Source organism: Helicobacter sp. T3_23-1059 (assembly GCF_053654515.1).
This window is the reverse complement of record NZ_JBSIUV010000091.1, coordinates 1-4,407: the sequence shown is the minus strand read 5'-3', so window position 1 is coordinate 4,407 and position 4,407 is coordinate 1. Positions and strand designations below refer to the sequence as shown.

Below are 4,407 nucleotides of genomic sequence, written 5' to 3'. Positions count from 1 at the left end.
CATAGGAGCAGATAATAGATTAAACATAGAGCATAATAGTAGTGAATATGTGGGTGGGGATAAGGAGGTAATAATAAGGGGGAATGTGGAATCTAAGATAGAGGGGGATAAATCTAGTGAGATAATGGGAAATAAGGTGGAGAGAGTAGGGGGATATTATGATATACGAGCTACGAAAGAATTGAATCTAACATCACAAGAACAAATCAACCTTACCGCTAACCACAATATTTTATTATCCACTACAAAATCCGTAGGTTTTGAATCTAGGAAAAATCATACTGAAATAGCAGAAAATATTGCTATGCAAGCCAAAACAAATATTGAAGCACAAGCCGACAATCAAATAAATTTCTCAGTAGGCGATACCATTATAACAGCCGACAATCATTCTGTGATTATTAAGGTAGGTGGTGTAGAGATGGTGTTAGATTCTAATGGACTTGTTGTTAAAGGCGGAGAAATTAAAAGTGAGTAATCAAACAATTACAATTAAGGCAATAGATAATGCTAATAATTTACCAATAGCAAACATTAAATTGTTTTTGCAGCCAATTAGTGGTAATAAGCAATTATCTGCAAAAACCAATGATTGCGGGATTGCAGATTTTAATATAAATATTTCAAATAAATTTCAACTTTATAATGCTTATTTGCAAGAACAAAATAATTACAAGATTAAACCTATATTTGATAGACCCTTAATAAATTATAATGCTTTAAACGAAACCCAAGAGTTGAGATTTGACAAATACACAGATATTTTTAAGATAAATATATATTCTAAAAATGAGAGATATTGTTTTCAAAAAGGCGATTTAATAACCTTAAAGGCTTATTGTCCTGATTATATCAAAGATAACGATATTAAATGGGCTTACACTTTTGTATCAAAAAATCTTATATTAAAAAAATCTAATACCAATAAAACACTTATTCAAGGTAGCGAAGAAGAATTAAAACAATATCCCACAAGATGTTTAAATAACGGCAAATATTATCCATTAAAAGACAAAAACAATCAAGTTTGTTTAGGTAGAGAAGTTAAGGATTATGAAATTAACAATGTTGTTAATGATTCTAAAATGATAATATTTGCTTATACTAAAAAACCAATATGTAATGTTTATGCAGAAGTTGCGTTAAATGATATTATACAAATTTCTATTGATTGTTCTATGCAAGAGGCTTTAAATGCTGTCGATGAAGTATCAAGGCTTGGTTGGACGACAAGCTATGTGTTGCAAAGACTATGGCACGACAACCCTAAAAACGCCACCACAATTTCGCAATTAACATATCAAGATTCTAAGTCATTATGTAAAAGCATAGAAAACCAACAAATGCAAAAATTGATTTATAAATACGCACCAAATATAGAACTTAAACCTTTTGAAATAAAGCAAAAAACAGAAAAAGACTCTTGCAATTTTTATGTGGAGTTGGATTGGGAAGAGTTTTATCTAAAATTTCCTATGATACAAGAAAAATATCAAACATTATTAAATGTAAAACCTGTGCAATACACAATATCAAGCTACAATGAAGAGTCAATATATAATCTAAATCTAAACTTATCAGATAAATTCAAAAAGGATATTGCCGACTTACTTTTTCATCAAAAAAGACTTTGTAGAAATAATCCTAAAAATGCCTGTTTTGAGGAAAAAGGCATAATAGAGCCAAAAAAAGTCTTAAAAGATTATGCCCAATTAGAAAACACATTAGATGAAGCAGAACTTGATTTAATTGTCCATACAGATAATATTAAAAATGGTAAATCAAAAACGGAACTTGTATTTAGCGTCTATCCCAAAAATAAATTTTTGTCAATACAAGACAAATATAAAAGAATTGCCACTTTACGACCTTGTGATATAGATAAAACTGCTATGCAACAAGGTATTGGCATAAGCGATATGGATTTTGGCAAAAAACTTATATCTTTTAGTGAGCAAACAAAGGCACAAGCCCTAGCTCTTTATGCTTGCACGGGAAAATTTAGTATTTATTACATTCCTGCTAAATTCTTACTAAAACAAGAAAATGGTAAAATATATGCCTATGTCAAGGAAATTTATGCTTATATTTATGATGTATTTGACTTTGATGATGAAGGACACGATTATGGAAACAAAGCGCATAAGGATGAAAATATTATACAATTAGGACAACCTGTGGGAACTTGGGATTATAAAGCAATGAGGTTTGATTTTAATAATTCTTTGAGGCAGATGGCTAAATATAGCGAAAATGCCAACATATCAATACCCAAAATGTTGGTATTCAAGTCTTATAATACCATTTTAAAACAACAAATGGCTTTAGAAAAAAATGAAATTTCAATACTTAAGCAAAAGCAAATCTATCCTCTATACAACCAAAATTACCGAGATTACAAAGAGATATTTGCCAAAGGCTTAAATTTCAAAATCTTTTCAAAAGACAAAACAAATGATAAGATTCACAAAGGATTTTATGTGCTAAAAGTGCCAAATGATAAAATAACGCAAGAATATTTTAGGGTGGAGTTGTGACAAATATTATTTACATTAGGTTACTTGTAAGCTTTTGTATTTTGCTTATTATGTTGATTTGCCTCATTGCATATTCTGTAAAAAATAAGGAATTTTTAGCCTTTAGTCTTACGCCTTCATTTTGGAAAACTTTTATATTTGTGGGTTTGATTTTGCCCTTGATGATTTCATTTGTAGTTATGTTTTTTGTGGAAGGGAATGATTTAACTTTTAAAATGTTTTTATTTTATCCATTCGCTTCCTTAATGTATTCTGCAATATTTTGTTTTGTGTTTTCTTTGATTTTTATTTTCATATTTTCTTTAATAAAATCTAAAATTAAAACTTTAGTCATTCAAAATAATGCCACAAAAAAGAATCGTATTATTTTATTTGGTTTTATATGTATTTCTTATGTTTTATTTTGCTTTGTGAATCCAATGACGACACTTGCAATGATTTATATTTTATTGTAAAAACAAATGCGCTATTTTACACTCAACAAAGGCTTAAATTTCAAAATCTTTTCAAAAGATCAAACAAATGACAAGATTCACAAAGGATTTTATATTTTAAAAATGCCAAATGATAAAGCAACACAAGAATATTTTAGGGTGGAATTATGAATTACTTATTAAATATTTGCTTATCTATCGCTATTGTTATTTTGTATTTGTTTTATGCTATTAAAAATAAAAATTTTTAGCATTTACTTTAAGTGCAAAATATTGGATTTCATTGTTTTTAGGAATATATTTAGGAACTCTTTGTGGAATATTTGTAAGTTGTGTTGTGATTTCAAGTAGGCATAGATTAGGTGTATTATCTGATTTGGGCAACTCTGTTATATTGTCCATTATATTATCTTTTCCGTCATTTGTTATATTGTCTATTGTATTATCCATACTATTTTTTATAATCATATCCATCATAAAGGATACATTTATTTCAACACAGCTAAAAATAATAACGAATCATAGACATTTTTATGTTAATTTATTGTTTGCGTTATTTATAAGTTTCTTTTTATTATTTTCAATCGATGATATGGCATTATTTGGGTTAATGCTTATGATATAAGGTTAATATAATAAAAATGCAACAAATCTATCCCTTATACAACCAATCTTGCAAATATCATAAAAATACATTCGACAAAGGCTTAAATTTCAAAATCTTTTCAAAAGACAAAACAAATGACAAGATTCACAAAGGATTTTATATTTTAAAAGTGCCAAATGATAAAATAACGCAAGAATATTTTAGGGTGGAGCTGTAATGTTTATCGAGCTAGTTTTAATGCTATGTTGCTTGTCTGTATTTTTGCTTGTAACATTCAAAAAGCGATTTAAAAATATGACGCAAAATAGGGATTTTTTGTATGTTGTGTCAAGTAAATATATTTATTTTAGTATTTTTGTGGGCTGTTTTATAGTGCCTATTATGCAAGGTTTGTGGATAATAACTATTCCTAGCCATAAACAAGATTATATGCCATTGTTGTGTATAAATACGATATTGTCAATAATATTATTTGCAATATTGTGCATAATATTTTATGCCAAAAGAATGCCCATTTTAGATATTCAAATAAGCAAATATTTAAAGTATCTTTTGTTAAATACTTTGTTTGTTTTTGTTTTATATATTACCTTGTTGCCTATATTTTTCGTCATTTTTGGTTTGTTATCATTTGTCATATTGGTATTTTAGATATGAATCACTAACATTACAAAGAGAAAATTTTCAAAAAAGTGCCAAATGATAAAATAACGCAAGAATATTTTAGGGTGGAATTATAATTATGAACAAATCTATTGCATACAATAATTTCGGCTCAAATAGTAACCAACAATCTCTATATCATTACTCCCCCTACTTACGCGTAGCC

4 protein-coding genes and 1 pseudogene are annotated in these 4,407 nt (G+C 27.9%); 4 read left to right on the top strand and 1 reads right to left on the bottom strand.

Features of this window, described 5'->3' with window-relative positions; translation table 11 throughout:
• The 3 genes and pseudogenes from ACWIX0_RS12865 to ACWIX0_RS12855 all read left to right on the top strand — a co-directional run.
• Positions 1-478 (top strand): annotated as a pseudogene (locus tag ACWIX0_RS12865) (bacteriophage T4 gp5 trimerisation domain-containing protein); the annotation flags it as partial.
• On the top strand, positions 471-2,537 hold the full coding sequence (locus ACWIX0_RS12860; RefSeq protein WP_454174383.1) for a DUF6402 family protein: 2,067 nt from the start codon (positions 471-473) through the stop codon (positions 2,535-2,537). The pseudogene ACWIX0_RS12865 and the gene ACWIX0_RS12860, both read left to right, overlap by 8 nt.
• Positions 2,534-2,992: a hypothetical protein gene (locus ACWIX0_RS12855; RefSeq protein WP_454174382.1), complete on the top strand. Its 459-nt coding sequence runs from the start codon at positions 2,534-2,536 to the stop codon at positions 2,990-2,992. Before ACWIX0_RS12860 ends, ACWIX0_RS12855 begins: the two co-directional genes overlap by 4 nt.
• 210 nt (positions 2,993-3,202) lie before the next feature.
• On the opposite strand, the gene ACWIX0_RS12850 is transcribed toward ACWIX0_RS12855, so the two are convergent.
• Positions 3,203-3,448 (bottom strand): hypothetical protein, encoded by a 246-nt coding sequence (locus ACWIX0_RS12850; RefSeq protein WP_454174381.1) that lies wholly within the window; start codon positions 3,446-3,448, stop codon positions 3,203-3,205.
• Between the two features lie 164 nt (positions 3,449-3,612).
• Between ACWIX0_RS12850 and ACWIX0_RS12845 the strand changes: the two genes are divergently transcribed.
• A complete protein-coding gene (locus tag ACWIX0_RS12845; protein ID WP_454174380.1) occupies positions 3,613-3,795 on the top strand; it encodes a hypothetical protein in 183 nt (60 codons plus the stop codon).
• Positions 3,796-4,407 lie beyond the last annotated feature (612 nt).